General features: G+C 64.1%; 21 protein-coding genes. 12 read left to right on the top strand and 9 right to left on the bottom strand.

What is annotated here, in order from left to right; all coding sequences use genetic code 11:
- Positions 1-44: 44 nt before the first annotated feature.
- The 5 genes from mnmE (at position 45) to NKI05_RS24155 (ending at position 6,012) form a co-directional block, all read left to right on the top strand.
- Positions 45-1,367, top strand: a complete 1,323-nt coding sequence (gene mnmE, locus NKI05_RS24175) for a tRNA uridine-5-carboxymethylaminomethyl(34) synthesis GTPase MnmE (RefSeq protein ID WP_023672115.1) — start codon at positions 45-47, stop codon at positions 1,365-1,367.
- Positions 1,368-1,693: 326 nt separating this feature from the next.
- Positions 1,694-3,568, top strand: a complete 1,875-nt coding sequence (gene mnmG, locus NKI05_RS24170; RefSeq protein ID WP_352793308.1) for a tRNA uridine-5-carboxymethylaminomethyl(34) synthesis enzyme MnmG — start codon at positions 1,694-1,696, stop codon at positions 3,566-3,568.
- Positions 3,565-4,197, top strand: a complete 633-nt coding sequence (gene rsmG, locus NKI05_RS24165; protein ID WP_023708807.1) for a 16S rRNA (guanine(527)-N(7))-methyltransferase RsmG — start codon at positions 3,565-3,567, stop codon at positions 4,195-4,197. The genes mnmG and rsmG overlap by 4 nt, the downstream gene beginning before the upstream one ends.
- Before the next feature lie 65 nt (positions 4,198-4,262).
- Positions 4,263-5,060: a ParA family protein gene (locus NKI05_RS24160; protein ID WP_023816124.1), complete on the top strand. Its 798-nt coding sequence runs from the start codon at positions 4,263-4,265 to the stop codon at positions 5,058-5,060.
- Positions 5,061-5,121: 61 nt separating this feature from the next.
- On the top strand, positions 5,122-6,012 hold the full coding sequence (locus NKI05_RS24155) for a ParB/RepB/Spo0J family partition protein (protein WP_023692912.1): 891 nt from the start codon (positions 5,122-5,124) through the stop codon (positions 6,010-6,012).
- A gap of 272 nt (positions 6,013-6,284) precedes the next feature.
- On the opposite strand, the gene holA is transcribed toward NKI05_RS24155, so the two are convergent.
- Positions 6,285-7,328, bottom strand: a complete 1,044-nt coding sequence (gene holA, locus NKI05_RS24150) for a DNA polymerase III subunit delta (RefSeq protein WP_023726718.1) — start codon at positions 7,326-7,328, stop codon at positions 6,285-6,287.
- A 413-nt stretch (positions 7,329-7,741) separates the two neighbouring features.
- Between holA and NKI05_RS24145 the strand changes: the two genes are divergently transcribed.
- From NKI05_RS24145 to lpdA, 4 genes are all read left to right on the top strand, one after another.
- Positions 7,742-8,974 carry a 3-methyl-2-oxobutanoate dehydrogenase (2-methylpropanoyl-transferring) subunit alpha gene (locus tag NKI05_RS24145; protein WP_023672172.1) on the top strand — a complete coding sequence of 411 codons (1,233 nt, stop codon included), beginning with the start codon at positions 7,742-7,744 and terminating at the stop codon, positions 8,972-8,974.
- A 2-nt stretch (positions 8,975-8,976) separates the two neighbouring features.
- Positions 8,977-9,990 carry an alpha-ketoacid dehydrogenase subunit beta gene (locus tag NKI05_RS24140; RefSeq protein ID WP_023672171.1) on the top strand — a complete coding sequence of 338 codons (1,014 nt, stop codon included), beginning with the start codon at positions 8,977-8,979 and terminating at the stop codon, positions 9,988-9,990.
- Between the two features lie 2 nt (positions 9,991-9,992).
- Entirely contained in the window at positions 9,993-11,396 is a 1,404-nt protein-coding gene (locus NKI05_RS24135; protein ID WP_023816122.1) for a dihydrolipoamide acetyltransferase family protein, read from the top strand.
- 235 nt (positions 11,397-11,631) lie between these two features.
- Positions 11,632-13,020 (top strand): dihydrolipoyl dehydrogenase, encoded by a 1,389-nt coding sequence (gene lpdA / locus NKI05_RS24130; RefSeq protein WP_352793304.1) that lies wholly within the window; start codon positions 11,632-11,634, stop codon positions 13,018-13,020.
- 160 nt (positions 13,021-13,180) lie between these two features.
- Here lpdA and NKI05_RS24125 read toward each other — a convergent pair whose 3' ends face one another.
- Complete coding sequence (locus NKI05_RS24125; RefSeq protein WP_023816120.1) at positions 13,181-14,284, bottom strand: saccharopine dehydrogenase family protein; 1,104 nt, start codon at positions 14,282-14,284, stop codon at positions 13,181-13,183.
- Between the two features lie 150 nt (positions 14,285-14,434).
- On the opposite strand from NKI05_RS24125, the gene NKI05_RS24120 reads away from it, so the two are divergent.
- The gene (locus NKI05_RS24120; RefSeq protein ID WP_023672167.1) at positions 14,435-14,863 is read left to right on the top strand and encodes an Lrp/AsnC family transcriptional regulator; all 429 of its coding nucleotides are present in this window, start codon (positions 14,435-14,437) and stop codon (positions 14,861-14,863) included.
- A gap of 90 nt (positions 14,864-14,953) precedes the next feature.
- Here the strand turns inward: NKI05_RS24120 and NKI05_RS24115 are convergent, their stop codons facing one another.
- The 5 genes from NKI05_RS24115 to NKI05_RS24095 all read right to left on the bottom strand — a co-directional run bounded on the left by NKI05_RS24115 (position 14,954) and on the right by NKI05_RS24095 (position 21,373).
- Positions 14,954-16,987, bottom strand: coding sequence for an aldo/keto reductase (locus NKI05_RS24115; protein WP_023816119.1), 2,034 nt, complete (start codon positions 16,985-16,987; stop codon positions 14,954-14,956).
- A gap of 27 nt (positions 16,988-17,014) precedes the next feature.
- Positions 17,015-18,094 (bottom strand): ABC transporter ATP-binding protein, encoded by a 1,080-nt coding sequence (locus tag NKI05_RS24110; RefSeq protein ID WP_023816118.1) that lies wholly within the window; start codon positions 18,092-18,094, stop codon positions 17,015-17,017.
- A gap of 13 nt (positions 18,095-18,107) precedes the next feature.
- Positions 18,108-18,944 (bottom strand): carbohydrate ABC transporter permease, encoded by an 837-nt coding sequence (locus NKI05_RS24105; protein WP_023745910.1) that lies wholly within the window; start codon positions 18,942-18,944, stop codon positions 18,108-18,110.
- A gap of 13 nt (positions 18,945-18,957) precedes the next feature.
- Positions 18,958-19,818: a carbohydrate ABC transporter permease gene (locus tag NKI05_RS24100; RefSeq protein ID WP_023745911.1), complete on the bottom strand. Its 861-nt coding sequence runs from the start codon at positions 19,816-19,818 to the stop codon at positions 18,958-18,960.
- 286 nt (positions 19,819-20,104) lie between these two features.
- Positions 20,105-21,373, bottom strand: coding sequence for an ABC transporter substrate-binding protein (locus tag NKI05_RS24095; RefSeq protein ID WP_023685055.1), 1,269 nt, complete (start codon positions 21,371-21,373; stop codon positions 20,105-20,107).
- Positions 21,374-21,479: 106 nt separating this feature from the next.
- Between NKI05_RS24095 and NKI05_RS24090 the strand changes: the two genes are divergently transcribed.
- On the top strand, positions 21,480-22,349 hold the full coding sequence (locus NKI05_RS24090; RefSeq protein ID WP_023672161.1) for a helix-turn-helix domain-containing protein: 870 nt from the start codon (positions 21,480-21,482) through the stop codon (positions 22,347-22,349).
- 192 nt (positions 22,350-22,541) lie between these two features.
- On the opposite strand, the gene NKI05_RS24085 is transcribed toward NKI05_RS24090, so the two are convergent.
- Positions 22,542-23,930, bottom strand: coding sequence for a HAMP domain-containing sensor histidine kinase (locus tag NKI05_RS24085; protein WP_352793300.1), 1,389 nt, complete (start codon positions 23,928-23,930; stop codon positions 22,542-22,544).
- A 56-nt stretch (positions 23,931-23,986) separates the two neighbouring features.
- On the bottom strand, positions 23,987-24,658 hold the full coding sequence (locus NKI05_RS24080; protein WP_023742038.1) for a winged helix-turn-helix domain-containing protein: 672 nt from the start codon (positions 24,656-24,658) through the stop codon (positions 23,987-23,989).
- Positions 24,659-24,882: 224 nt separating this feature from the next.
- Here NKI05_RS24080 and NKI05_RS24075 point away from each other — a divergent pair, with 224 nt between their 5' ends.
- Positions 24,883-25,884 (top strand): LacI family DNA-binding transcriptional regulator, encoded by a 1,002-nt coding sequence (locus NKI05_RS24075; protein ID WP_023692902.1) that lies wholly within the window; start codon positions 24,883-24,885, stop codon positions 25,882-25,884.
- The last annotated feature ends 1 nt before the right edge of the window (position 25,885 follow it).

Genomic DNA, 25,885 nt, shown 5'->3' with positions numbered 1-25,885 from the left:
GGGATTGTCGACCGGACAGCTAGGCGACCGGTGAGAACGGGCAAATGATTTCAGGCGATTCGATTGTTGCGCTGTCCAGCGGCCGCCTGCCTGCCGGCATCGCTGTCATCCGCATCTCCGGACCAAGAACTCGATTCGCTGTCGAAACGGTTGCCGACGGCATGATCAAGGACCGGGTTGCGACCCTGCGCAAGCTCCGAACAGTGGACGGGTCGCTTATCGACAACGGCCTGGTGCTGTTTTTTCCGGGGCCGAACAGTTTTACCGGCGAGGATGTCGCCGAGTTCCACGTCCATGGCGGCCGCGCCGTCGCCAGCAAGATGCTGGAGATCATTGCCGGGTTTGACGGCGTGCGTCATGCGGAACCTGGTGAATTTACGCGCCGGGCTCTTCTCAACGGCAAGCTGGATCTGGTCGAGACGGAGGCGTTGGCCGATCTGGTCAACGCCGAAACCGAAGCGCAGCGGCGCTTTGCCGTGCAGAATGCCGAAGGAGTGCAAAGCGAACTCTATCTTGGCTGGCGCCGTCGGCTGATCCATGCACGGGCGATGATCGAGGCGGAAATCGACTTCGCCGACGAAGACGACGTGCCCGGTTCGGTTTCGGACACGGTTTGGTCCGATGTGCGCGCAATGGTGGGCGAGATCGGCCGGCATGTCGATGGCTTCCATGCCGCCGAGATCATCCGTGACGGGTTTGAGGTTGTCATCCTCGGTGCACCGAACGCCGGCAAATCCAGCCTGTTCAACGCGCTGGCCAGGCGTGAGGCGGCGATTGTTACCGACGAGCCCGGCACGACGCGGGACTTGCTCGAAGTGGTGCTGGATCTCCACGGAGTGCGGGTCAGGGTAACCGACACCGCGGGCCTGCGCGAGTCGCCCGGCAAGATCGAAGCGATCGGTATCGAAAAGGCGCGGGCCAAGGCGCACACGGCTGACCTGGTGCTGTTGCTGGAAGATCTGGCGGACCCTACTGCGATCGGCAACATGCCTGTTGACGCCCCGGCTTTGAGAATCGGCACCAAGGTCGATCTCTTGAAAGGTTCGCCGCGATCAGAGGCGTATGATGCGTTGATATCGACGGTGGACGGCACTGGTTTGGCTGAACTGCTGGCTGAGATCGGCAGGCGCGCCGCGGCTGCTATCGGCGATGCCGGTGACATCCTGCCGTCTCGGTTGCGGCATGTGGAGCTGCTCAATGAGACCAGGCGCTTTCTGATCTCGGCTTTGTCGGGGCAAGAGTGCGGCCAGGAGCTACGGGCGGAGGAGCTGCGTCTTGCGGCGGACCGACTTGGCCGGATTGTCGGCGCGGTGGATGTCGAGGACCTGCTGGACGTGATCTTTTCGCAGTTTTGCATTGGAAAGTGACTCACGTGAAACAGGGGGGCGTGTGAGTGACTCACGTGAAACACAGGGGGGCCGCCCTAGTGCGTGTTTCACGTGAAATGAGGAGTTTGGCAAAAACGGCAAGTGCCGAAGGCCGGCCCCGCCCCTCATTGTCCTCCGGGAGAAGATGCCGGCAGGCAGATGAGGGGCAGCGCCGGCCGAGGTAATTGTCGCCGCTTCCCTCACTCACGTGAAACACCTCTGCGGCTTTCAGCACTCCGTTCCCCGTGAACGAATCAACCTGCAATCCTTGACAGCGTCCTCTCGTGGGGACATGTGTCGGGAAATCTCTGAATCTGGAAGGGACAATGATCGATCACTATGATGTGGTTGTGGTGGGCGGTGGCCATGCCGGGTGCGAGGCTGCGAGCGCTGCCGCGCGCGCCGGTGCCAGGACCGCGCTGATCACGCTGCGCTTCGACACGATCGGTGTCATGTCCTGCAATCCGGCGATCGGCGGCCTCGGGAAGGGCCATCTGGTGCGTGAGATCGACGCCATGGACGGGCTGATGGGCCGCATCGCCGATGCTGCCGGCATCCAATTCCGCCTGCTTAATCGCCGCAAAGGCCCTGCCGTGCGCGGGCCGCGCACGCAGGCCGACCGCAAGCTTTACCGGCTGGCCATGCAGGAAGCGATTCGGCAGCAGAACGGTCTCGACGTCGTCGAAGGCGAAGTCTTGGATTTCGAGATCGAAGAAGGACGGATCGCCGCTGTGCTCCTGGCCGACGGGCGCCGGTTGGCGTGCGGTGCAGTCGTCCTGACCACCGGCACTTTTCTTCGCGGCCTCATCCACATTGGCGACAGGAAGATTGTCGCCGGGCGGATGAACGAGCAGGCGAGCCTTGGCCTGTCGGCGACGATGAGCCGCGCCGGTTTCGCGCTTGGACGGCTGAAGACCGGCACGCCGCCGCGGCTCGATGGCCGCACCATCGACTGGGCGTCGCTGGAAAGCCAGGCGGCCGACGAACATCCAGTGCCGTTCTCGCTGCTCACCGACACAATCAAGAATCCGCAAATCCATTGCGGCATCACGCGTACGACACCGGCGACGCACGAGCTGATCCGCGCCAATCTCGGCCGCTCCGCCATGTATTCCGGCTCGATAGAGGGGGTCGGACCACGCTATTGCCCGTCGATCGAAGACAAGATCGTCAAGTTCGGCGATCGCGAAGGCCACCAGATTTTCCTCGAGCCGGAAGGACTGGACGACGACACGGTCTACCCCAATGGCATTTCGACCTCCCTGCCCGAGGATGTGCAACTCGACATTCTCAAAACTATACCCGGGCTAGAGCGGGCGACCATGCTGCAGCCCGGCTACGCCATCGAATACGACCATGTCGATCCGCGCGAGTTGGAGCCGACGCTTGAGGCCAAACGTATTGCGGGGCTTTTCCTAGCCGGTCAGATCAACGGCACCACCGGTTATGAAGAAGCCGGAGCGCAGGGCCTGCTCGCCGGGCTCAACGCCGCGCGCAAGGCGGCGGCCGACGACCAAATCGTGCTCAGCCGCACCGAAGCCTATATCGGTGTGATGGTCGACGACCTCACCAGCCGCGGCATTGCCGAGCCCTACCGCATGTTCACTTCGCGGGCGGAGTTTCGCCTATCGCTGCGCGCCGACAATGCCGATGAAAGGCTTACGCCTCTGGCAAATCGGCTTGGTATTGTGTCGCCGGAGCGAACGCGGCGGTTCAATCAAGTCACACAGGATCTTGATAGGGCGCGCGAACTCGCAGCTGCGACGACGATGACGCCCAACGAAGCAGCGCGGCATGGGCTGGAGATCAACAGGGACGGCGTGCGCCGCTCCGCCTACGAATTGCTCGCTCATCCCGGCGTCGATATCGCTTGGCTGGCCCGTGTTGCGCCGGCCTTTGGCGCAATCGACCCCAAAACCGCCGAGCGGCTCGAAACGGAAGCGAAATATTCGTTTTACCTTGATCGCCAGCAGGCAGATGTCGCACAGATCCGCCACGAGGAAAGCCGGTTGATCCCGGCGTCGGTGGATTTCGCCGATGTTCCCGGCCTGTCCAATGAGCTGAAGCAGAAGATGCTAACGCGTCAGCCCCGGTCGATTGCTGACGCGCAGCGTATGGAAGGCATGACGCCGGCGGCGCTGGCAATCATCGTCGCGCACGTCCGCAACGCTGAAACGGCCGCGCAAAGGGCCGTTGCGTGAGCGCTGCCTCATGGGCGAGCCTGCAAGAGGCCGCGGGACCGGTTTCACGTGAAACATTCGATCGGTTGGTGACGTTCGAACAGTTGTTCCTGAAATGGAACCGCAGCATCAATCTGGCCGCGCCGTCGACGCTGGACGATGTCTGGGGCCGCCATATTCTGGACAGCGCGCAGCTGGCGCGAATCGCCCCCCAGGCCAAACGCTGGGCCGATCTTGGTTCGGGCGGCGGTTTTCCGGGCCTGGTAATGGCCTTCCTGCTGGGCGAGCGCGACGGCGCGTCGATCGATCTGGTCGAGAGCAACCGCAAGAAAGCATCGTTTTTGCAGGCGGTCATTGGCCAGTTCGGTTTGCCGGCACGGGTCGTCGCCCGGCGCATCGACGACAGCTATGCGCTTGTTTCCGCACCGGAAATCATCACGGCGCGGGCGCTGGCCGCGCTGCCGGCGCTGCTCGATCTGTCGGCGCCGTGGCTGACCAAGGGATCGCGGGCGCTGTTCCACAAAGGCCGGGATTACCGCTCCGAGGTGGAAGAAAGCACTCACCGCTGGGCTTTCGATCTGGTAGAACATCCGAGCATGACCGACGCCCATGGCGTCATCCTCGAAGTGACCGATCTGCGGACGGCGTAAGCTCTCCTTTGCAACCTTGGCGACGCAATGAATACCTGGCCCACATGAATACCTGGCACAGACCCATGAAAACCGGACCTCGCATCATCACCGTCGCCAACCAGAAGGGCGGCGTCGGCAAGACCACCACCGCCATCAATCTGGCCACGGCGCTGGCCGCGATCGGCGAAAAGGTGCTGATCGTCGATCTCGACCCGCAAGGCAATGCCTCGACGGGTCTCGGTATCTACCGCAAGGACCGCACCGTCTCCTCCTACGATGTGCTGACCGGCGAACTGGGCCTGGAAGAGGCCGCCATTCCAACGGCGGTGCCCGGCCTGTCGATCGTGCCGTCGACGCTCGATCTGCTCGGCATCGAGATGGAAATCGCCTCGGCGCCGGATCGCGTGCTTAAGCTGCGCAACGCGCTGCGCGCCGCCACCGAGCGCGGTGCGCCGTTCGGCTATGTGCTGATCGACTGCCCGCCCTCGCTCAACCTTTTGACTTTGAATTCAATGGCGGCAGCCGATTCTGTTCTTGTGCCGCTGCAGTGCGAGTTCTTCGCGCTGGAAGGGCTAAGCCAACTCCTGGAAACGGTGGAGCAGGTGCGTCGTTCGATCAATCCAGACCTGATCATCCAGGGCATCGTGCTGACCATGTATGACGGCCGCAACAACCTCGCCAACCAGGTGGTGCAGGACGTGCGGGCACACATGGGCGACAAAGTCTACGAGACGATCATTCCTAGGAATGTGCGGGTGTCCGAGGCGCCGTCCTACGGCAAGCCGGCAATCCTCTACGACCTGAAATGCTCCGGCAGCCAAGCCTATCTGCAATTGGCATCCGAAGTGATCCGCCGCGAGCGAAAATTGCGCGCTGCATGATTAGGCAGGGTCGATAAACAAAGCGATCCGGCACCGAAACGATCAAGAATCTGGAATTGAGATGAGCGAAGACCTTTCGAGAAAGAGACTGGGGCGTGGACTGGCGGCGCTGATCGGGGAGATCGACCGCCCGGTGGCAGCGGCCGAAAAGCCAGGCCTGAATGCCGACGGCAAGGTGCCGATCGAGTTTCTGAGCCCGAACCCGAAAAACCCGCGCCGGCATTTCGGCGACGCCGATCTGACGGATCTCGCGCAATCGATCCGCGAACATGGCGTCGTGCAGCCGGTGGTGGCGCGGCCTTCGCCGACGCAGGCCGGGCGCTACGAGATCATCGCCGGCGAGCGGCGCTGGCGGGCGGCGCAGCGCGCCGGGCTGACCGAGATCCCGATCATCGTGCGCGACGTCAACGACCGCACAGCGCTGGAACTGGCGATCATAGAAAACGTCCAGCGCACCGATCTCAACCCGGTCGAGGAGGCGCTCGGCTACCAGCAGTTGATCGACGACCACGGCTACACACAGGCCGACCTCGGCAATGTCATCGGCAAGAGCCGCAGCCACGTCGCCAACACGCTCAGGCTGTTGAAGCTGCCCGACGTAATCCGCGACATGCTGGTCGACGGCGTGCTGTCGGCCGGCCATGCCCGGACGCTGGTGACGGCGCAGGATCCCGCCGGGCTAGCCAAGCAGATCGTCGAAGAAGGGCTTTCGGTGCGCCAGGCTGAGGCGCTGGCGCAGATGCCGGCGGGCGGCACGCCGCCCAAGGCAAAACCAGCACACGGCGCATCGGGCAAGGATGCCGACACGCTGGCGCTGGAAAGGCTGATGACCAACACGATCGGCATGATCGTGACCATCGAGCACAAGGGCAAAGGCGGCGCGATCCGCGTGGACTACCGCAGTCTGGAGCAGCTCGACGAGCTATGCCGGCGGTTGAAGGATGAGCGGTAGAGGGTTGGGGTTGCGCCATATTTAGCCGGCGAATGAAGTTCTGGCTTAGGATGAAGAAAGGGCTTGGCGGTTGCCGGCCCTTCTTTTTATTGGCGATTGCCGAAGGGATCGAACTGCTGATCTCCCCCCTTGAGGGGGAGATGGCCGGCAGGCCAGAAGGGTCGTCTCCCATCAAGCGCCGACCTCGTTCGTCGTTGCGAAAGGCGCCAGCGCTCCACGCGCCGCGACCCCCTCTGTCGCCTTTGGCGACATCTCCCCCTCAAGGGGGGAGATCACCGCTGCGCCAGCCTCGCGCTCTCCACCGCAATGCCGAGCAGCGCCTGCCGCGCCAGCGCTTCCGACAAATCCGGCCTGCGCCTGGTCTGCAGCACGGCCGATTGCAGCCGGTTCAGCGCGCGGCTGAGCGCCTCGACGTTCCAGCGCTCCAGCGCCTTCTCCACCAGCTTGCGCCGCGAGAAAAACACCGGCGGACGGGCGCCGGCCACTGCCGAGGCGGCGTTGCGGCCGGCGGTGTCCATCTGGCCGCGCATGATTTGAAGCTGCTGCAGCTGCCGCATCGCCGAGGACAGTACCAGGAAAGGATGGCCGCCGGACAGGCAGTGGCGGGTGAAGGCGGTGTCGAAGTCACCGATCTTGCCTTCCAGCACAGCATCGACCGCGTCGTCGAAGGAGGCGCCGGAAACGTCGCCGGACATCGCCCTGACGTCATCGAGGCCAATGTCCTTCTGGCCGTGGGCGTAAAGCACCAGCTTTTCGATTTCACCGCGCGAGGCCAGCCGGTCGCCGCCGAGATTGCGGCGCAGCGCCTGGCGCGCATCGAGCGCCATCGACATGCCGGCCTTGCGCAACTCGTCGTCGATGACGCTGTCGATGTCGCGCGCTTCATCGGCATAACAAGGCAGCGCCATGGCGTTGTCGGCCGCCTCGACCACGGCGCGCAGCCCGACGCCTTTTTTCAGGTCGCCGGCCTCGATGAGAATGATCGCGTCGCGCGCGGGCTCCGCGGTCAGCGCCTTGACGTCCTCAGCCAGCGGCTTCTGGCCGCTGGCGTTGCGCACCCACAGAAGCCGCCGGTCGGAGAACATCGGCACGGTCCGGGCTTCGTCGAGCAGCCGGCCCTGGTCGCGATCGACCTCCGCGCCGTCGAGCCGTACGACGGAAAACGGATCGTCGAGCGGCAGGCCAGTTTTCGCGGCAAAGGTTTTGGCCCGCTCGGCGACCAAGCCGCGGTCGGGTCCGTAAAGCAGGACGATCGATATGCGCGCTTCCGGCTTCGCCAGCCACGAATCGACTTCGTATCCTTTTTTCTGCGCCATTAGCGTTGGTTAGCATGGGGAGAGGGCGGAGTGAACGGAGAAGCGGTCTTCCCTTCTCCCCTTGTGGGAGAAGGTGTCGCCGAAGGCGACGGATGAGGGGTGTTCCAGAAGGCACCAACGTCTCACTCCGCTGGAACACCCCTCATCCGTCTTGCCGCTTCGCGGCAATCCACCTTCTCCCACAAGGGGAGAAGGTCAGTCGCGCTCGTATCTGGCGGCAATCGCCCGCAATCTTGCGCCAAATTGCGCCCCGCCTCAAAACATCGACAAGAAATTTCGCGGCCATATCTGCATCTTGCGGTCGCTTGACGGCCGAGATGCCGGGTTGGGTTCGAGGCCCGATGAATTGGCGCTGTGCCGGCCGCGCGGATGTGCAAATATCCACCACCGGGCAACATGGGAGGACGATGGTCATGACCGATGCTGGGATGTTGCGGTTTCATGTGCCGGAGCCGGAAGTGCGGCCGGGCGGAACGCCCGACTTCTCCAACGTGCCTATCCCCAAGGCGGGCTCGGTGCCGCGACCGGACATCGATGTCGATCCGCGCACCATCCGCGACATGGCGTTTTCGATCATCCGTGTGCTCAACCGCACCGGTGAGGCGGTCGGGCCGTGGGCCGGGCTGCTCACCGACGAGGAGCTGCTCGAGGGGTTGCGCCACATGATGACGCTGCGCAGCTTCGATGCGCGCATGCAGATGGCGCAGCGCCAGGGCAAGACCTCGTTCTACATGCAGCATCTGGGCGAAGAGGCGGTGAGCTGCGCTTTCCGCAAGGCGCTGGCGCCAGGCGACATGAATTTCCCGACCTATCGGCAGGCCGGCCTGCTCATCGCCGACGGCTATCCGATGGTCACGATGATGAACCAGATTTATTCCAACGAGGCCGATCCGCTCAAAGGGCGGCAATTGCCGATCATGTATTCGTCGAAGGAGCATGGCTTCTTCTCGATCTCCGGCAATCTGGCGACGCAATACATCCAGGCGGTCGGCTGGGCGATGGCTTCCGCTATCAGCAACGATTCGAAAATCGCGGCGGCGTGGATCGGCGACGGCTCGACGGCCGAATCCGATTTCCATTCCGCACTGGTGTTCGCCTCGACCTACAAGGCGCCGGTCATCCTCAATGTCGTCAACAACCAGTGGGCGATCTCGACGTTTCAAGGCATTGCGCGCGGCGGTTCCGGCACCTTTGCCGCGCGCGGCCTCGGCTTCGGTATTCCGGCGTTGCGCGTCGACGGCAACGACTATCTCGCCGTTCATGCCGTGGCCAAATGGGCGGCGGAGCGGGCGCGCCAGAATCTCGGCCCGACGCTGATCGAATACGTGACCTACCGTGCCGGCGCGCATTCGAGCTCGGACGATCCGTCTGCCTATCGGCCGAAGACGGAATCCGACGCCTGGCCGCTCGGTGATCCGGTGATGCGGCTGAAGAACCATCTGATCCTGCGCGGGGTCTGGTCGGATGAGCGCCATGCCCAGGCGGAAGCCGAAATCCTCGACACGGTGATCGCGGCGCAGAAGGAAGCTGAAGGCCACGGCACGCTGCATGCCGGCGGCAAGCCGTCGACGCGCGAGATGTTCGAGGGCGTGTTTGCCGAGATGCCGCCGCATCTCAGGCGCCAGCGCCAGCAGGCGGGAGTCTGACCATGCCGAGACGGACCATGATCGAGGCGATCCGCGACGCCATGGACGTGTCGATGGCGCGCGACGAACGCGTCATCGTCTATGGCGAGGATGTCGGCTTCTTCGGGGGTGTCTTCCGCTGCACGGCAGGCCTGCAAGCGAAGTACGGCAAGACCCGCTGCTTCGATGCGCCGATCAACGAATCCGGCATTGTCGGCTCCGCCATCGGCATGGCCGCCTATGGGCTGAAGCCATGCGTGGAAATTCAGTTTGCCGACTACATGTACCCGGCTTACGACCAGCTGACGCAGGAAGCAGCACGCCTGCGCTACCGCTCGAACGGCGATTTCACCTGCCCGATCGTTGTCCGCATGCCGACCGGCGGCGGCATTTTTGGCGGCCAGACGCACAGCCAGAGCCCGGAAGCGCTGTTCACCCATGTGTCGGGGCTGAAGACGGTGGTGCCGTCCAATCCTCATGATGCCAAGGGGCTGCTGATCGCGGCGATCGAGGATCCCGATCCGGTGATTTTTCTGGAGCCGAAGCGGCTCTATAACGGACCGTTCGATGGCCATCACGACCGACCGGTGACGCCATGGTCGAAGCATGAACTGGGCGAGGTCGCCGACGGCCATTACACGGTGCCGCTCGGCAAGGCGGCGATCCGCCGGGCGGGCTCGGCCGTCACCGTGCTCGCCTACGGCACCATGGTCTATGTCGCGCAGGCGGCCGTGGAAGAAACCGGAATCGATGCCGAGATCATCGATTTGCGGACCCTGCTGCCGCTCGATCTCGACGCGATAGTCGCTTCGGTGAAGAAGACCGGACGCTGCGTCGTCGTGCACGAGGCGACACTGACCTCCGGCTTCGGCGCCGAGCTGTCGGCACTGGTGCAGGAAAATTGTTTCTACCATCTGGAAGCGCCGGTGGCGCGCGTCACCGGTTGGGACACGCCCTACCCGCATGCGCAGGAATGGGATTATTTCCCGGGGCCGGCCCGTGTCGGCCGCGCGCTTCTCGAAACCATGGGAGCCTAGGGATGGGCGAACACATCATCAAGCTGCCGGATGTCGGTGAAGGCGTCGCCGAGGCCGAACTTGTGGAGTGGCACGTCAAGGTCGGCGACCTCGTGCGCGAGGACTCGGTGCTTGCCGCCGTCATGACCGACAAGGCGACGGTGGAAATACCTTCGCCGGTCGATGGCGAGATCCTGTGGCTGGGCGCCGAGATCGGCGACACGGTGGCGATCGGCTCGCCCATCGTGCGGCTGAAAGTGGCGGGGGAGGGCAATGTCGCCGAAGGCTCGAAATCGTCAGAGGTCACGGCGGCACCGACCCCCACCCCTGCCGGGGCGAGCCACGGGTTTCGCCCGTCCTCCGGACCCCCACAAGAGGGAGGCGTTTCGGCCACGAAATCCGACGCCAAGTCGCCACCACCTGCACCAGCAGCCAAAAGCGCACGGGCAGCTGAGACTGAATCCCCCTCCCCCTTGTGGGGAGGGGCTAAGGGTGGGGGTGCTGCGCCGACATCTAAAGGTGCGGCACCCTCCGGCGCGCCGCGCCCGGAGGGCGAAAAGCCCCTGGCGTCGCCCGCCATCCGGCTCAGGGCGAAGGAGGCGGGGATCGATCTGCGCCAGGTGTCGGGTACCGGCCCTGCCGGCCGCATCAGCCACGAAGATATCGAGGCATTCCTGGCACGCGGACCGCAGGTAGCGAAGGCGTCGGGTCTGGCGCGCAATGACAGCGTCGAGGATATCAAGGTCATCGGACTGCGGCGCAAGATCGCCGAAAAAATGTCGCTGGCGAAGTCACGCATCCCGCACATCACCTATGTCGAGGAGATCGACGTCACAGCACTTGAGGAGTTGCGCGCGGCGCTCAACAAGGAAAAGCGCAAGGGTGTGGAGAGGCCGAAGCTGACGCTGCTGCCGTTCCTGATGCGGGCGATGGCCAAGGCGATTGCCGACCAGCCCAACATCAACGCGCTGTTCGACGACGAGGCCGGCATCATCCATCAGCATGGCGGCGTCCATATCGGCATTGCCGCGCAGACGCCGTCGGGCCTGGTGGTGCCGGTGGTCAAGCACGCCGAGGCGCGCGACCTCTGGGATTGCGCGGCCGAGCTCAACCGCCTGGCCGAAGCGGCGAAGTCCGGCACGGCCAGCCGCGACGAGCTGTCGGGATCGACCATCACCATCACCTCGCTCGGCGCCATGGGCGGCGTGGCGACGACGCCGGTCATCAATCATCCTGAGGTGGCGATCGTCGGCGTCAACAAGATGATGGTGCGGCCGGTCTGGGACGGCACCCAGTTCATCCCGCGCAAGATGATGAACCTGTCATCGAGCTTCGATCACCGGGTGGTCGACGGCTGGGATGCGGCGGTGTTTGTGCAGCGGATCAAGGCGCTGATTGAGACGCCAGCGCTGATATTTGTGGATTGAGGGGCGGAACGACCGAGATGACGGCGGGACAGCGCCCCCCTCTGCCTTACCAGGCATCTCCCCCACAAGGGGGGAGATTGGACGTCACGCAGGGTTTCGCCAATCTCCATCGTTGCAGGAATGAGCGAAGCGAAGAAGCTGCTGATCTCCCCCCTCGTGGGGGAGATGTCCGGCAGGACAGAGGGGGGCGCGAAGGATCGCGACGGAACATTCCCTCGCATCAAAGGGTCACGCCATGAAAGAAATCTCCTGCAAGCTGCTGGTCATCGGCGCCGGGCCCGGCGGCTACGTCTGCGCTATCCGTGCCGGCCAGCTCGGCATCGATACGGTGATCGTCGAAGCCGGCAAACCGGGCGGCACCTGTCTCAATGTCGGCTGCATCCCGTCCAAGGCGATGATCCATGCGGCGGAAGAGTTCGAGAAGGTCGCGCATATGGCCGGCGGCAGCAGTCCGCTCGGCATTTCTGTGGCGGCTCCGGTGCTCGATCTCGGCAAGACGGTTGCGTGGAAGGACGGCATTGTTAGCCGGCTGACCGGGGGCGTTGCCGGGCTACTGAAGAAGGCCAAGGTCAAGACCGTCTATGGCTGGGCGACGTTCCGCGACGGCAAGACCGTCGCGGTCGAGACCGAGACCGGCACCCAGATCATCCGCGCCGAAACGGTTGTGATCGCCACCGGCTCGGCGACGGTGGAACTGCCGTTCCTGCCGTTCGGCGGCCCGGTGATTTCATCCACAGAAGCGCTGGCTCTCGGCGAGGTGCCGAAAAAGCTCGCCGTGGTCGGCGGCGGCTATATCGGGCTGGAACTAGGCATGGCGTTCGCCAAAATGGGCGCCGCGGTGACCGTGGTCGAGGCGCTGCCGCGCGTGCTGGCGCAATATGATGCGGAACTGACCCGGCCGGTGGTGAAACGGCTGGCCCACCTCGGCGTCGAGGTGATGCTTGGCGCCAAGGCCGAGGGGCTCAAGGGCGACGCGCTGCTGGTCGAGACCGCGGACGGCAAGAGCACCAAAATCGCGGCAGACAAGATCCTGGTCACGGTCGGCCGCAAGCCGGTGACGGAGGGCTGGGGCCTCGATCAGATCGATCTCGACATGGCCGGCAAGTTCATCAAGATCGACGACCAGTGCCGCACCTCGATGCGCGGCATCTATGCCATTGGCGACGTCACCGGCGAGCCGATGCTGGCGCACCGGGCGATGGCGCAAGGCGAAATGGTGGCCGAGATCGTCGCCGGCCACAAGCGCAGCTGGGACAAGCGCTCGATCCCGGCCGTCTGCTTCACCGATCCGGAGCTGGTGACGGCAGGGCTAACGCCGGAGGAGGCGAAGGCTTCAGGCGAAATCAAGATCGGCCAGTTCCCCTTCGCCGCCAACGGCCGGGCGATGACGAAACTCGGCGAGGACGGGTTTGTTCGTGTTGTCGCCCGCGCGGACAACCATCTGGTGCTGGGCATCCAGGCGGTCGGGCAAGGCGTGTCGGAACTGGCGGCGGCGTTCGGCCTAGCGCTGGAAATGGGCGCGCGGCTGGAGGATATCGCCGGGACCATCCATGCGCATCCGACGCAAGGCGAAGGCTTCCAGGAAGCGGCGCTGAAGGCGCTGGGCCACGCGCTGCATATTTGAAGTGCGCTTACCCTTCCCCTTGTGGGGAGGGTCGATCCGCGTAGCGGAGCGGGGTGGGGGTCCTCGCCGACCGTCAGCGCTCCCCCCCACCCCGTCTCGCCATCTCCGCTTCGCTCCGATTGCGCGCCGACCCTCCCCACAAGGGGGAGGGTGAAGTAGCTCAGCTTGCGAGCCGGCTCACCATCTCGTGCTGCGCATAAGCGCGCCCAAAACGATTGGCGAGAAACGCATCCAGCGCGATGTCTTCCTGCTTGACGAAACCGGTCGCCGGCAAGGTGCCGTCGGCCAGCATGTCGAGCACGGCGCAGATGCCGGACGCGGTGGTGATCTGGATTGCGCTGCGCACCTGGTTGCCGATGCGCTGCGAATAGATCTTGTTGGCGTAGGTTTCCTGCAGCAGGCGGCCATTGCGGCGGCCCGAGACGGTGACGAAGACGATGACCACGTCCTGCAGCGTTGCCGGCAGGGCGCTCTCGAAGATATCCTTCAGCACGTCGCGGCGGTGGCGCAGGCCGAGATCGTTGAGCAGCGCCTTCATGATCGCCGCGTGGCCGGGATAGCGGATGGTGCGGTAGTTCAGCGTGCGCACCTTGCCCTTCAGCGTCTCGGCCAGCGTGCCGAGACCGCCAGAGGTGTTGAAGGCCTCATAGGTGACGCCGTCGAGCGAGAACTCTTCGCGCTCCTCCAGCGGCGGCACCTCGATCAGCTCGCCCTCGACGATCGCCTCGCAGGGTTCGCAATATTCGTTGATGACGCCGTCGGTGCTCCAGGTCAGATTGTAGTTCAGCGCATTGGACGGGTATTGCGGCAGCGCGCCGACGCGCATGCGAACGCTTTCCAGCGTGTCGAAGCGGCTGGCGAGATCGTTGGCGACGATCGAGATGAAGCCCGGCGCCAGGCCGCATTGCGGAATGAAGGCGCTGTTGCCCGACTTGGCCAGCTCCTTGACGCGGCGGGTCGAGACGACATCCTCGGTCAAATCGAGATAGTGCACGCCGGTGGCGGCGGCCGCTTCGGCGATGCGCGTGGTCAAATGGAAGGGGGCGGCGCTCAGCACGGCGAAGGCGCCGGCAAGGGCGGCCTCGAGTGCGCCCGGCGCTGCGATATCGAGCCCCAGCCCCTCGACGCCGGCGGGAAGTTCGGCCGCGGCAAGCTGCGCCGCCGCGCGGTCGATAACGGTGACGTGGTAGTCGCCGCTGTCGGCGAGCATGCCTGCAATGGTGGAGCCGATCTTGCCGGCGCCGACGACGATGATTTTCTTCATGACCTTGCCCCTCGTGAAAACTCTTTGGCCCAGACCGCCGCGCGGTGGACGCGATGCCTTCAAGAATCGCAGCTTGCCTGTCGAAAGGAAGCGTGGGATCGTTCGAAATGAACCCTGCAATTGAACGATACGCCGACGAGGTTCGTCGAAATGCTCAGTGACGCCGAACAAAAACTGCTTTCCCTGCTGCGCGCCAATGCCCGCGCGTCGACCACTGAGCTGGCGCGCCAGCTCGGCGTTTCGCGCACGACGGTGCAGAGCCGGATCGAGCGGCTGGAACAGCGCGGCATCATCACCGGCTATGGCGTGCGGATGGCGCCGGACTACGAGCAGGGGCTTGTGCGGGCGCATGTGCTGCTCACCGTCACGCCCAAGCTCGCCGACAAGGTGGTGCGGGCGCTGCAGGCGCTGCCGCCGGTACGGACGCTGCACTCGGTGAGCGGCAATTTCGACATGATCGTCATCGTCGACGCGCCGTCGATCAGGGATCTGGATGCGTTGCTGGACGAGATCGGGGCGATGGACGGGGTCGAGCGGACGTCGTCGTCGATTATTTTGTCGACACGGATCGATCGGTAGGTGGAACGCATGAGCCGCTAATCTCCCCCGCAAGGGGGGAGATCAGCCTTCGCCTTGGCTTTCGCCAACCTCCAAATCTGAGCTTGCTCCCTAAGCCCGCCGCCTTTCCGGCCCGCTATCCAGCCACGCCACATCCTCCGCCGACAGCTTGATATCCAGCGCCTTCAAACTGTCCTCCAACTCGTCCAGCGTGCGCGGGCCGATCAACGGCACCGACGGAAAAGGCTGCGCCAGCACATAGGCGAGCGCGATGTGGATCGGACTTTTGCCCAGGCGCTGCGCCAGCTCGATGGCACGGTCGCGGCGGCCGAAATTTTTCTCCGAGTACCAGACCCGCACTAGCTCCTCATTGTCCTGCTTGTCGCGGCCGGCGCGGTCGGTGAAGAAGCCGCGGCCCTGGCTCGACCAGGCGAAGTTGGGCATCTGCCTTTTCGTCAGCCAGGATTTCCAGTCGTCGGTGGACGAGGTGATGCAGCCGGCCCAGATCGGTTCCAGCATCTCGGCCAGCGAGAAATTGTTGGAGAGCACGCCGGGCTTCTGCTTGCCGGTGCGCTCGGCATAGGCAATCGCCTCGTCCATGCGCGCCATCGTCCAGTTCGAGCCGCCGAACGGGCCACGGATGCGGCCGGCCTTGACCTCGGCGTCCATCGCATCGACGAATTCGCCGACCGGCACATCCGGGTTGTCGCGGTGCATGAAATAGAGGTCGACATGGTCGGTCTGCAGCCGGTCCAACGACTGGGCGAGCTGCTTGCCGATGACATCGGGATAGCAGAGCGGCGAGTGGGCGCCCTTGGCGATGATCACCGACTGCTCGCGCACGCCGCGATTCCTGAGCCACTGGCCAAGCAGCGTTTCGGTGTAGCCGGCGCCGTAGACATAGCCGGTATCGAACAGATTGCCGCCGGTCTCGAAGAAGGCGTCGAGCAGGATTGCGCCCGACGAGAAGGTGCGGAAATCCTCGAAGCCGAGCGCCACCACGGAGGCCGGCTTCGACAGGCCCGGAATCTTGCGCTTGCCAATGGCCGTGCCGCCGGTGCGCAGCGGCCGGCCCGAAATGGTGTTGGTTCGCTTAGCCGGCTTTTCGATCTCATATTCGAGCCCGACGGCGGCGCGCCATCTGTCGAGGACGCGCAGCGTGCTGAGGCTGTCGGCCCAGCTCATGCCCGGCCAGGCGAACTCCTGTTTGCCGGCCAGGATCGCCTCGCCGGCGGCGTCGACCTCGAAGGAATAGAGATGGCGGGTTTCGTTGACGCTGATGGTATCGCGCGTGTCGTCGGCGAGAATTACATCGATCCGGCCAGGGCCGCCATCGCGGTTGCCGCCGCCGGCGAACCAGAAATCCGGCACCTCGATGCGGCCCTTGGTGCCGAGGATGCGCAGGACATTGTCCTGTTTCAGCGAGATGCTGCAGGACACCTCGGCGACGACGCCACCGGGGAAATGCAGCAGCGCCGAGGCCCATTCGTCGACGCCGGACTTGCCGAGATGGGCGGTGCCGACAACCGTGTCCGGCTCGGCGAAGGGTTTTCCAGTCGCAGCCCCGGCAATCAGCCGCACCATCGAGACGGGATAGCCGCCGACATCGAGGATGCCGCCGCCGGCGAGATCGTTGGCGTAGAGCCGGTGCTCGGGCATGAAGCCCGGCATGGCGAAGCCGAAGCTCGACTTCATCAGCCTGACATCGCCGATGACGCCCGACTTGATGAGTTCCACCAGCTTCGCCGTCTGCGGGTGCAGCCGGTACATGAACGCTTCGCCGAGGAAGGTGCCGGCCTTGCGCGCAGCATGGATCATGGCGTCGGCCTCGAAGGCGGTCAGCGCCAGCGGCTTTTCGCACAGCACATGCTTGCCGGCTTCCGCCGCCTTGATTGCCCATTCGGCATGGCCGGGATGCGGGATGGCGATATAGACGGCGTCGACCTCGGGGTCAGCGAGCAGCGCGTCGTAACCGTCGAGGATGCGGGCGCCGGGAAACGTCTCGGCCAGGCCTGCCTTGCCGGGATTGCGGGCGCCGAGCGCCACGATCGTGCCGGTGCGCGAGCCTGCCACGCCGCGGGCGAACGCTTTGGCGATGTCGCCGGGCCCGAGTACCCCCCAGCGGATGGGCGCGGTTGCAGTCATGGTCATTCTCCTTGCATAGCTGGAAGGTCAGCGCAGCCGCTGGCCGTTTTCATCGAACAGATAGGATTTGCGGATGGACACGGTGATCGCCTGGGTGTCGGGGACCTTTGCCGCGTCGCGCTGGATCACCAGGTCTTCGCCATGGGCGGTCCTGGCATAGATGAAGCTGGTGCCGCCGAGATGCTCGACCACGTCGATGCCGACGGTGAGGTCGGCGTCGCCTTCGCCGCCATAGCCGAAATGTTCGGGCCGCACGCCGACAATGACCTTGGCTCCTGTTTGCGGCACGGCGCCGGTCAACGGTTGCATAATGCGGGTCATTTCCTCGCCCACCAGCTCGACGGTGACGCTGCTCATGTTGCGCCCGACGACGCGGCCCTTGATGAAATTCATCTTCGGCGAGCCTACAAAGCCGGCGACGAACTGGTTGTCGGGATTGTCGTAGAGATCGAGCGGCCTGCCGATCTGCTCGACATGGCCACCGCGCAGCACGACGATCCGGTCGGCCAGCGTCATCGCCTCGGTCTGGTCGTGGGTGACATAGATCATCGTTGTGCCGAGTTCCTTGTGCAGGCGCGAGATCTCGACCCGCATCTGGACGCGCAGCTCGGCGTCGAGATTGCTCAACGGCTCGTCGAACAGGAAGACTTGCGGTTCGCGCACGATGGCGCGGCCAATGGCGACGCGTTGGCGCTGGCCGCCGGACAATTGCCTCGGCCGCCGCGCCATCAACTCTGTGATGCGCAGGATTTCGGAGGCCCGCTTCACCCGCCGCTCGGTGTCCTCCTTGGGGTTGCCGGTCATCCTGAGGCCAAAGCTCAGATTCTGCTCGACACTCATGTGCGGGTAGAGCGCGTAGGACTGGAACACCATGGCGATGCCGCGCTCGGCCGGCTCGACATCGTTCATCACCTTGCCGCCAATGGCGATCTCGCCGCCGCTGATATCCTCCAGCCCGGCGATCATCCTGAGCAGCGTCGATTTTCCACAACCCGACGGGCCTACGAAGACGACGAACTCGCCATCGGCGATATCGATGTTGGCGTCATGGATAATCTCATAGACGCCGAAGCGTTTTACGACATTGGTGAGGGTGACTGCCGCCATATCGCTGTTGTCCCTACTTGACGGCGCCGGCGGCGATGCCGGCGATGAAATGGCGCTGCAGCAGCACGAAGACGACCAGCATCGGTACGGTCAGCATGACGGCGCCGGCCATGATGCCCCCCCATGAGACCTTGGTCAGGCCGATCAGCGTGCCGAGCGCCACAGGGGCCGTCATCGCGCCGGGCTGGCTGTTGATCAAAAGCGGCCAGAGATAATTGTTCCACGAGGCGAGGAACAGAATGATGGCGAGCGCCGCCAGCATCGGCCGCGCCAGCGGCAAAGCGACGAACAGGAAGATACGCCATTCCTTGACGCCTTCGACTCGCGCGGCGTCGAAAAGGTCGGCCGGCATCATCGAGAAAGCCTGGCGCATGAACAGCACGCCCAGCGAATTGAACAAGGGTGGCACGATCAACGCAATCCAGGTGTTGGCGAGCTGGAAGTCGCGCGCCACCATGATGAATTGCGGGATCAGCACCACCGCATAGGGCAGCGTGATGGTGCCGAGGATGATCGCCACCACCGCGCCCTTGCCGAAGAACTGATAGCGGGCGAGCGCCCAGCCGGCCATCGAGGTCAGCAGCACCGAGAAGAAGGTGTAGGTCACCGCCACCGCCACCGAAATACCGATAGCGCCGATGAAATTGGTGTCGCGCTGCAGGTTGTTGAAATTGTCGACGAAATTGCCGTGCGGCAGAAGCTCGATGCCGGGGCTGAAAATGCCGTTATCGGGCATGGTCGAAAACACCACCATCATCCATAGCGGAAACAGCCAGATCACCGCCAGCGGCGTCAGGACCAGATGCAGCAGGACGCTGCGGCCGAGCCGGCGTTGCGAGAGCGAACTCATTTCGGCGCCCCTCTCATTTCGGCTCTCGTGTCAGCCACAGCTGCACCAGCGTGATGGCGATTGCCAAGCCCGCCATGGTGTAGGCGACGGCCGAGGCATAGCCGAAATTGAGCGAACGGAAGCCCTGGCGGTAAAGCAAGAGGCCGAGCGTCTCGGTGCCGCCGCCGGGACCGCCGCGCTCGGTGATCAGGAACGGTTCGGTGAAAAGCTGCATGGTGCCGATGATCGACAGCACGGCGCAAAACACGATGACCGGCTTGAGCAGCGGCAGCGTTATGTAGAAGAACTGCTTGAGCTTGCTGACGCGGTCGAGCGTCGCCGCCTCATAGACATCCTCGGGGATCGACTGCAGGCCGGCGAGCAGGATGATGGCGTTGTAGCCGGCCCAGCGCCAGGTCACCGCGATCATGATCAGCGCCATGGCCGGTGTGACGTTGGAGAACCAGTCGATCTTGGACAGGCCGACGCCGGCGAGCAATTTGTTGATGATGCCGAAATCGAGATTGAACATCAGCCGGAACACGGCGGAATAGGCGACCTCGCCGACCACCACCGGAGCGAAGAAGGCGAAGCGGTAGAGGCCACGTGCTTTCAGCAGCGGCGAGTTCAGCAGCACCGCCATGACGATCGCCAGCGAGATCATCACCGGCACCTGGATCACGAGGATGAGCAGCGTGTTCTTCAGCGCGTTGAAGAAAGCGGGGTCGCCGATCAGGCGGCCCCAGTTGAACGTCGGCGCAAAGCGCCAGGGCACCGTGCGCGTCGCCTGGAAGGAAATCATGAACGAGGAGATGATCGGCCACACCCAGAAGATGGCGAAGATCAGGAGGTAGGGCGTGAGGAAGCGATAGGCCGTGGCGTTCTGGTAGCGCATAGTTCCTCCTCCTTCCTCTTTCCCGGCTGATATCCGGCGTGTTGTTAGCCGGCGTCAATTATTAAGGCTTGGCGCCGCCCCTCATCCCCCTGCCGGGACCTTCTCCCCGTATAGTGACGGGGAGAAGGGGCTTGTTGGGACGCCGCCGGCGATTGGCGAAGTGTTGGGCGAGAGCGTCCCCCTCTCCGTCACTATACGGGGAGAGGATGCCGGCAGGCAGGTGAGGGGCAGCGCCAACGGTCCGGCAAATTGCCCTATATCTGGCCCGCCATAATCACCGCCTTGGTCACTTGATCGGCAGTCCCGTCGCCGAAGCGATCTGGCTGGCGGCGTCGTCGAGGGCGGCCTTGGCATCGGGATAGCCGCCGCCGAGATATTTGGTCTGCACGGCGCGCATGATGATTTCGGCGTCGCTCTGGAACGGCGTGCCGCGGCTCGGCACCACCTTGGGCAGCGTGGCGAGAATGTCCTTCCACACTGCCTGGCCGCCCCAATAGGGCAGGCCCTGCGAGACGTAGGGGTCGTCGAGGGCCGAGATCAGTGACGGCACCAGGCCGAAATCCCTGAGCATGGTGATCTGGCCTTCATTGGTCTCGAGCGTGTATTTCAGATAGGCGTAGGCGGCCTCCTTGTTCTTCGAGGCTGAGGTGATGGCGAGCGACGAGCCTCCGAGATTGGCGGCGCGCGGGCCGTCGGCGGTCAGGCTCGGCATCAGATAGACACCCCATTTGCCGTTTTCGCCGGCGGATTCGGTGCGGATGGTGCCCTCATACCAGCCGCCATAGACCTGGGTGGCGACGGTGCCGGCGGTGTTGTTGGTGATCTTGGTGCCCCAGTCGGCCGACGAGATGATGCCGGCGTCCTTCATGTCCTTGATCTTGGCCAGCGTGTCGACGCATTTCGGCTGGTTGACGGTGATCGACTGCCCATCGGCGGCGAAATAGCCGCAGCCCTGTTCGTTGGAAATCATGCGGAAGAATTCGGTGTCGCCGTTGAAATCGGCATTGGTCATGGTGACGCCGGGATTGGCGGCCTGGACCTTCTTGCCGGCGGCGATGAAATCGTCCCAGGTCTTGATCGAGGCCGGATCGACGCCGGCCTTCTCGTAGAAGTCGCGGCGGTAGAAGGCGGCGACTGGGCCGGAATCCCACGGCATGGCATAGGCCTTGTCGCCGACCTCCAATTCGGTGCGCTTGAAATCCGGGAATTTCTTCTGGTCGTCGGCGGTGTAGCCCAGCGTGTGCAAATCGACGAAGCAATCGGGGAACTGGCTCCAGTAGTTCTCGGCCTCGCCGTTTTCGATCGAGACGATATCGGGCAGGCCGACGCCGCCGGCCGCACAGCCGGCGATCGACTTGTCATAGGTCGGCTGGTTGCCGAGATCCTGAACGGTGACCTTGACGTCGGGATGCTGTTTGTTGAAGCCGGCCACCGTCGCCTTCAGCGACGAAGCGGCGATATTCCAGCTCCAGATCGTGATTTCGCCGGACTGCGCCAAAGCCGGGGTTGAGCCCAGGCCAAGCGCCAGCGCGGCACAGATCAGTGTCGTGCGCATTGAAATCCTCCCATTTCATTTGCTCTCTCTTCGCGAGCATGGCTAGACTAGGCGGCGCGGAAGGCTTGTCCCTGACAACGGGAATAAAAGATGGGCGGAAAGTAAGATGCCGGAACGGCCGTTTTACCAGCCTGGCGCCAGCAGCGTCGAAGGCCTGCCGATGGCTTTGCAGATGTTTCACAACCATCCGCTGGTGATGCTGAAGCCGCACTGGCATGCCCAGGTCGAGGTCAATTTCATCGTCCGCGGCAGCGTGCATTACCGCATGAACGAGCACGAGATCTCGCTGTCGGCCGGCGACATGTGCCTGTTCTGGGGCGGGCTGCCGCACCAGATGGACGATCTCTCCGACGACGCCATCTATGCCGGCGCGCATCTGCCGCTGGTGCATTTCTTCCGCCTGCATCTGCCGACGGATGTCCGCCACAGGCTGATGACCGGCGCCACGCTGGTGACATCGGCGACCGACCAGGCCGACCATCACAATTTCGAGCGCTGGAACCGCTATTTCCGCTCGGGCGATGCGGCGATAACCGAGCACGCCGTGAACGAGCTGCTGCTGCGGTTGGAGCGGGTGCGCTTCGAGCCCTACCGGCTGGTGCCGGAAACCGCCATCGGCCAGGAACCCGGCGGCCCGTTCGACCAGCAATCGTTGCGCAATGTCGGTCGCATGTGCGACTTCATCGCCGAGAATTTCCTCTACGACATAGACTGCGTCGACATCGCGGCGGCGGCCGACATCCATCCCAAATACGCCATGAGCATTTTCAAGAAATCGACCGGCATGACGCTCAACGAATATATGAATCTGCTGCGGCTGAGCTACGCGCAGGCGCTGCTGATGCATGAAGACGCCAATGTGCTGCGCGTCGCCATGGATTCAGGCTTCGGCTCGCTCAGCGCCTTCAACAAATCCTTCCGCAAGCTGGCAGGGATGTCGCCCTCGGATTTTCGCCGGGGTGCGGTGGGCCGATAGGTTCAACGGTCATCTTGATCAACCCGCAGCCGTTCCGGGTGGAAACATGTGCAAGGCTAATCGCGACCGCCTTTGTCGGATGCGATCATCAACTTGGAGAAAGTTGTCAGCGACTTGGCGTTTCATGAGCGCCTTCCCCCACTCCGTCGCTGCTTCGCTCGACGGAGTGGGGTCGACCTGGCTCTGGCGTTGTCATTTCAAGCCGGGACCGGTGCCCTCCGCCCGAGGAAACCCGACAATTACCGCCAGCCCAGGCCGGCGATCCTCCAGCGCAATCGTTGCACCATGCAGGTCGGCGATGGCCCGCACAAGGCTGAGGCCCAGGCCGCTGCCGGGCGTGGTGCGGCTGGAGTCGAGCCGGTAGAGCCGCTGGAACACTTTTTCGCGCTCCTGCGCCGGGATGCCGGGGCCATTGTCGGCGACCTCAGCCAGAATGCGGTCGCCTTGCCGCCGCACCGATAGAAGGATTGCCGTGCCATCGGGGCAATGCCGCAGCGCGTTCTCAACCAGATTGGCAAACAATTGCGTCAGCAGGTCGCGGTCGCCGTGGACCAGGCATGGCGTGCCGTGGACGATCGTGGCCGACAGCGACTTGCCGTCATCCTCGGCGACACCGGCGTAGATTTCGGCAATGGCATCGATGACGCCGGTGAGGTCGAGATCGACAAAGCGCGCCTTGCGGGCGCCGGCCTCGATCTGGGCAATACGCAACAGCGCATCGAAAGTATCGTTGATCTGCAGGCTTTCCCCACGTGCCTCCGCCAGCTCATCGGCAACGGCCTCACCCCGCGCGGTCCTGTCGGCCGCAGCTTCCAAAATCATCTGCAGCCGGTTGAGCGGCGTCTTCAGATCATGCGCGATGTCGGCGCTGACCTGGCGCATGCCGTCCACCAGCGCCGCCAGCCGCTCCAGCGCGGCGTTGACCTGGCGCGAGACGCCGTCAATGTCGTCGCCATTGCCGAGCAGTGGAATGCGGGCGTCGAGCCGGCCGTTGGAGACATCGTCCATGGTGGTGGCAATGCCGTCGAGGCGACGCTGCACACGCGACGCCAGCAAGGCGCCGCCAGCCACCGCCAGCCCTGAAATGATCAGGGTGGCCCAGCCGAAGTTCATCAAAACGATGCGTTCCAGCTCCTCGGTTTCGGAAAGCGAAAAGGCAATTGTCAGGCTGTTGGGCCCGACCGAACCGGTCCAGGCGCGGTACATAGTGTCCGGCGCAACGCCTGGCAGGGAAGCGGCAAAATCGGAAAAGCCATCCGGAAGGTCGGCGGCGGTGAAATTCCCGGCCAGGCGATTGCCGGCGGGATCGGTGAGCGAGAACAGCTGTTCCTTGCTCGGGCTGAGCGCGGCGTGGCTGTCGACTGCCGAAACCAGATCCTCCCGGTGGTTTCCGGCATAGGTCACCGCCACGACCGAATAGGTCTCCTTGACCGACTGGTCGAGCTGCTCGGCAAGATCCGCGCTCATCAGCTGGTAGACGATGGCGCCTGACAGGATGAAGGCGAGCACGAACAGCAAGGCGAAGGTCAGGGCCAGCCGAAACGGCGTGCTGCGCAGCAGGCGAGAGCCTGTCTCAGTCATAGTGCGTTTCAGTCATTACAAGCTTCAGTCATGGCAAGTTTCTGTCATGCCGCGCCTCAGTCGTGAACACTGTAGCCAGTGCTGCGCACGGTGTGGATCAACGCGGTTTCGAACGGCCTGTCGATCTTGGCGCGCAGCCGGCTGATATGGGTTTCGACGACGCTGGTCTTGGGGTCGAAGTGAAAATCCCAGACCCGTTCCAGAAGCATGGTGCGGGTGATGACGCGGCCCTCGCCGCGCATCAGCACTTCGAGCAGGCTGAATTCGCGCGGCTGCAGGTCGATCGCCTGGCCCTGCCTGGTGACGCGGCGCTGGATCAGGTCCATTTCGAGGTCGGCGATGCGCAGCGTCGTCTTCAGCTCCTGCACCGCAGGGCGACGGCCGAGCGCGTTGATGCGGGCGAGCAGTTCGGAAAAGGCGAATGGCTTGACGAGATAGTCGTCGCCGCCGGCCTCGAGCCCTTCAACCCTGTCGTCGACGCCGCCGACCGAGGTCAGAAAGATCGCCGGCGTACGCACGCCCGCTGCCCGCACCGCCTTGATCATCGACAGGCCGTCGAGGCCGGGCAGCATGCGGTCGACGACGATCACGTCATAGGCGTCGCGTGTCGCGGCAAACAGCGCGTCGCGGCCATCGCGCCTGAGGTCGCAGATATGGCCTGCCTCGCCAAGGCCCTTGACGACATAGTCGGCGGTGCGTGGGTCGTCCTCGACAAGGAGAAGTCGCATCGTTGTTCCGATCGTTGGCGATTGAGCAGTTCCCGGCTCTCGAACCTTATCCGGTTGCGACAACAGGTCGACCACCAAGCACCCAGCCTTGCGGCTTTTTCTTGGCGGCAGATCGCTCCGCTCAGCAGGTTGCTCAAAGGGACATTGACACTCGAAAGCTGCGCTCTAGCGTGCGACACATCCGGTTACGCAATCATTAGGCTAATCGAGTCAGGGGACAAGAAATGACGACGATTGCCGATGTCGCGCGCCATGCCGGAGTGTCGGTCGCAACCGTCTCGCATGTGATGAACCGCACGCGCCATGTCGAGCCTGAGACGGCCGAGCGCGTGCATTCGGCCATCGCCGCCTTGCGCTACAGCCCGAACACGCTGGCGCGCAGCCTGAGGCGCGGCGAGACCAAGACCATCGGCCTGCTGCTGCCGGACAATTCCAATCCGTTCTTCGCCGGCGTGGCACGCCAGATCGAGGATGCCGGCTTCCTTGCCGGCTATACGGTGATCCTGTGCAACTCCGACGGCAGCGCCGAGAAGGAGGAGCGCTACCTCCAGGTGCTGATGGCCAAGCAGATCGACGGGCTGATCTTTGCCGGCTCGTCCGATCATGCGCGGGTGTTCTCCAGCCTTCTGCCCGGCGTGCCGGCGGTGCTGATCGACCGCGAGATCCATTCGGTCAATGTCGATTCCGTGCTGGTCGATCACGATTATGGCGGCTATCTCGCCGGCCGCTATCTGGCCGGGCTCGGTCACGAGAAGATCGGCGTCATCGGCGGCCCGCGCGATTCCAGCTCCAGCCCCGCCCGCCTGCGCGGCTTCGCCAGGGCGCTGCAGGAAGCCGGCCTCGACCTGCCGCCGGCCTCGGTGGTGGATTCCGACTACCACTTCGCCGGCGGCCGCATGGCGATGGAGCGGCTGATGGCGCAGGCGCCGGGGATCACGGCGCTGTTTGCCTGTAACGATCTGATGGCCATGGGCGCGCTGACAGTGCTGCGCGGGCGCGGATTGCGGGTCCCCGGCGACATGTCGATGATCGGCTTCGACGACATACCCTATGCCGTCACCACCTGGCCGCCACTGACGACGATCGCACAGCCGGTCGAGAAGATCGGCACGCGGGCGGTCAGCCTGCTGCTCGAGCGGGTTGCCGAGCCGGCGGCGCATTCGCGCCGCGAAGTGCTCACCCCGGTGCTCGTCGAACGGGAGAGCTGCGCGCCGTTGCGCGGCTGAA

Source organism: Mesorhizobium sp. M0771, from assembly GCF_040320155.1.
In the GTDB taxonomy this organism is placed as follows: domain Bacteria; phylum Pseudomonadota; class Alphaproteobacteria; order Rhizobiales; family Rhizobiaceae; genus Mesorhizobium.
Note: the sequence above shows the minus strand (reverse complement) of the source record. Positions and strands in the feature narration are given on the sequence as shown.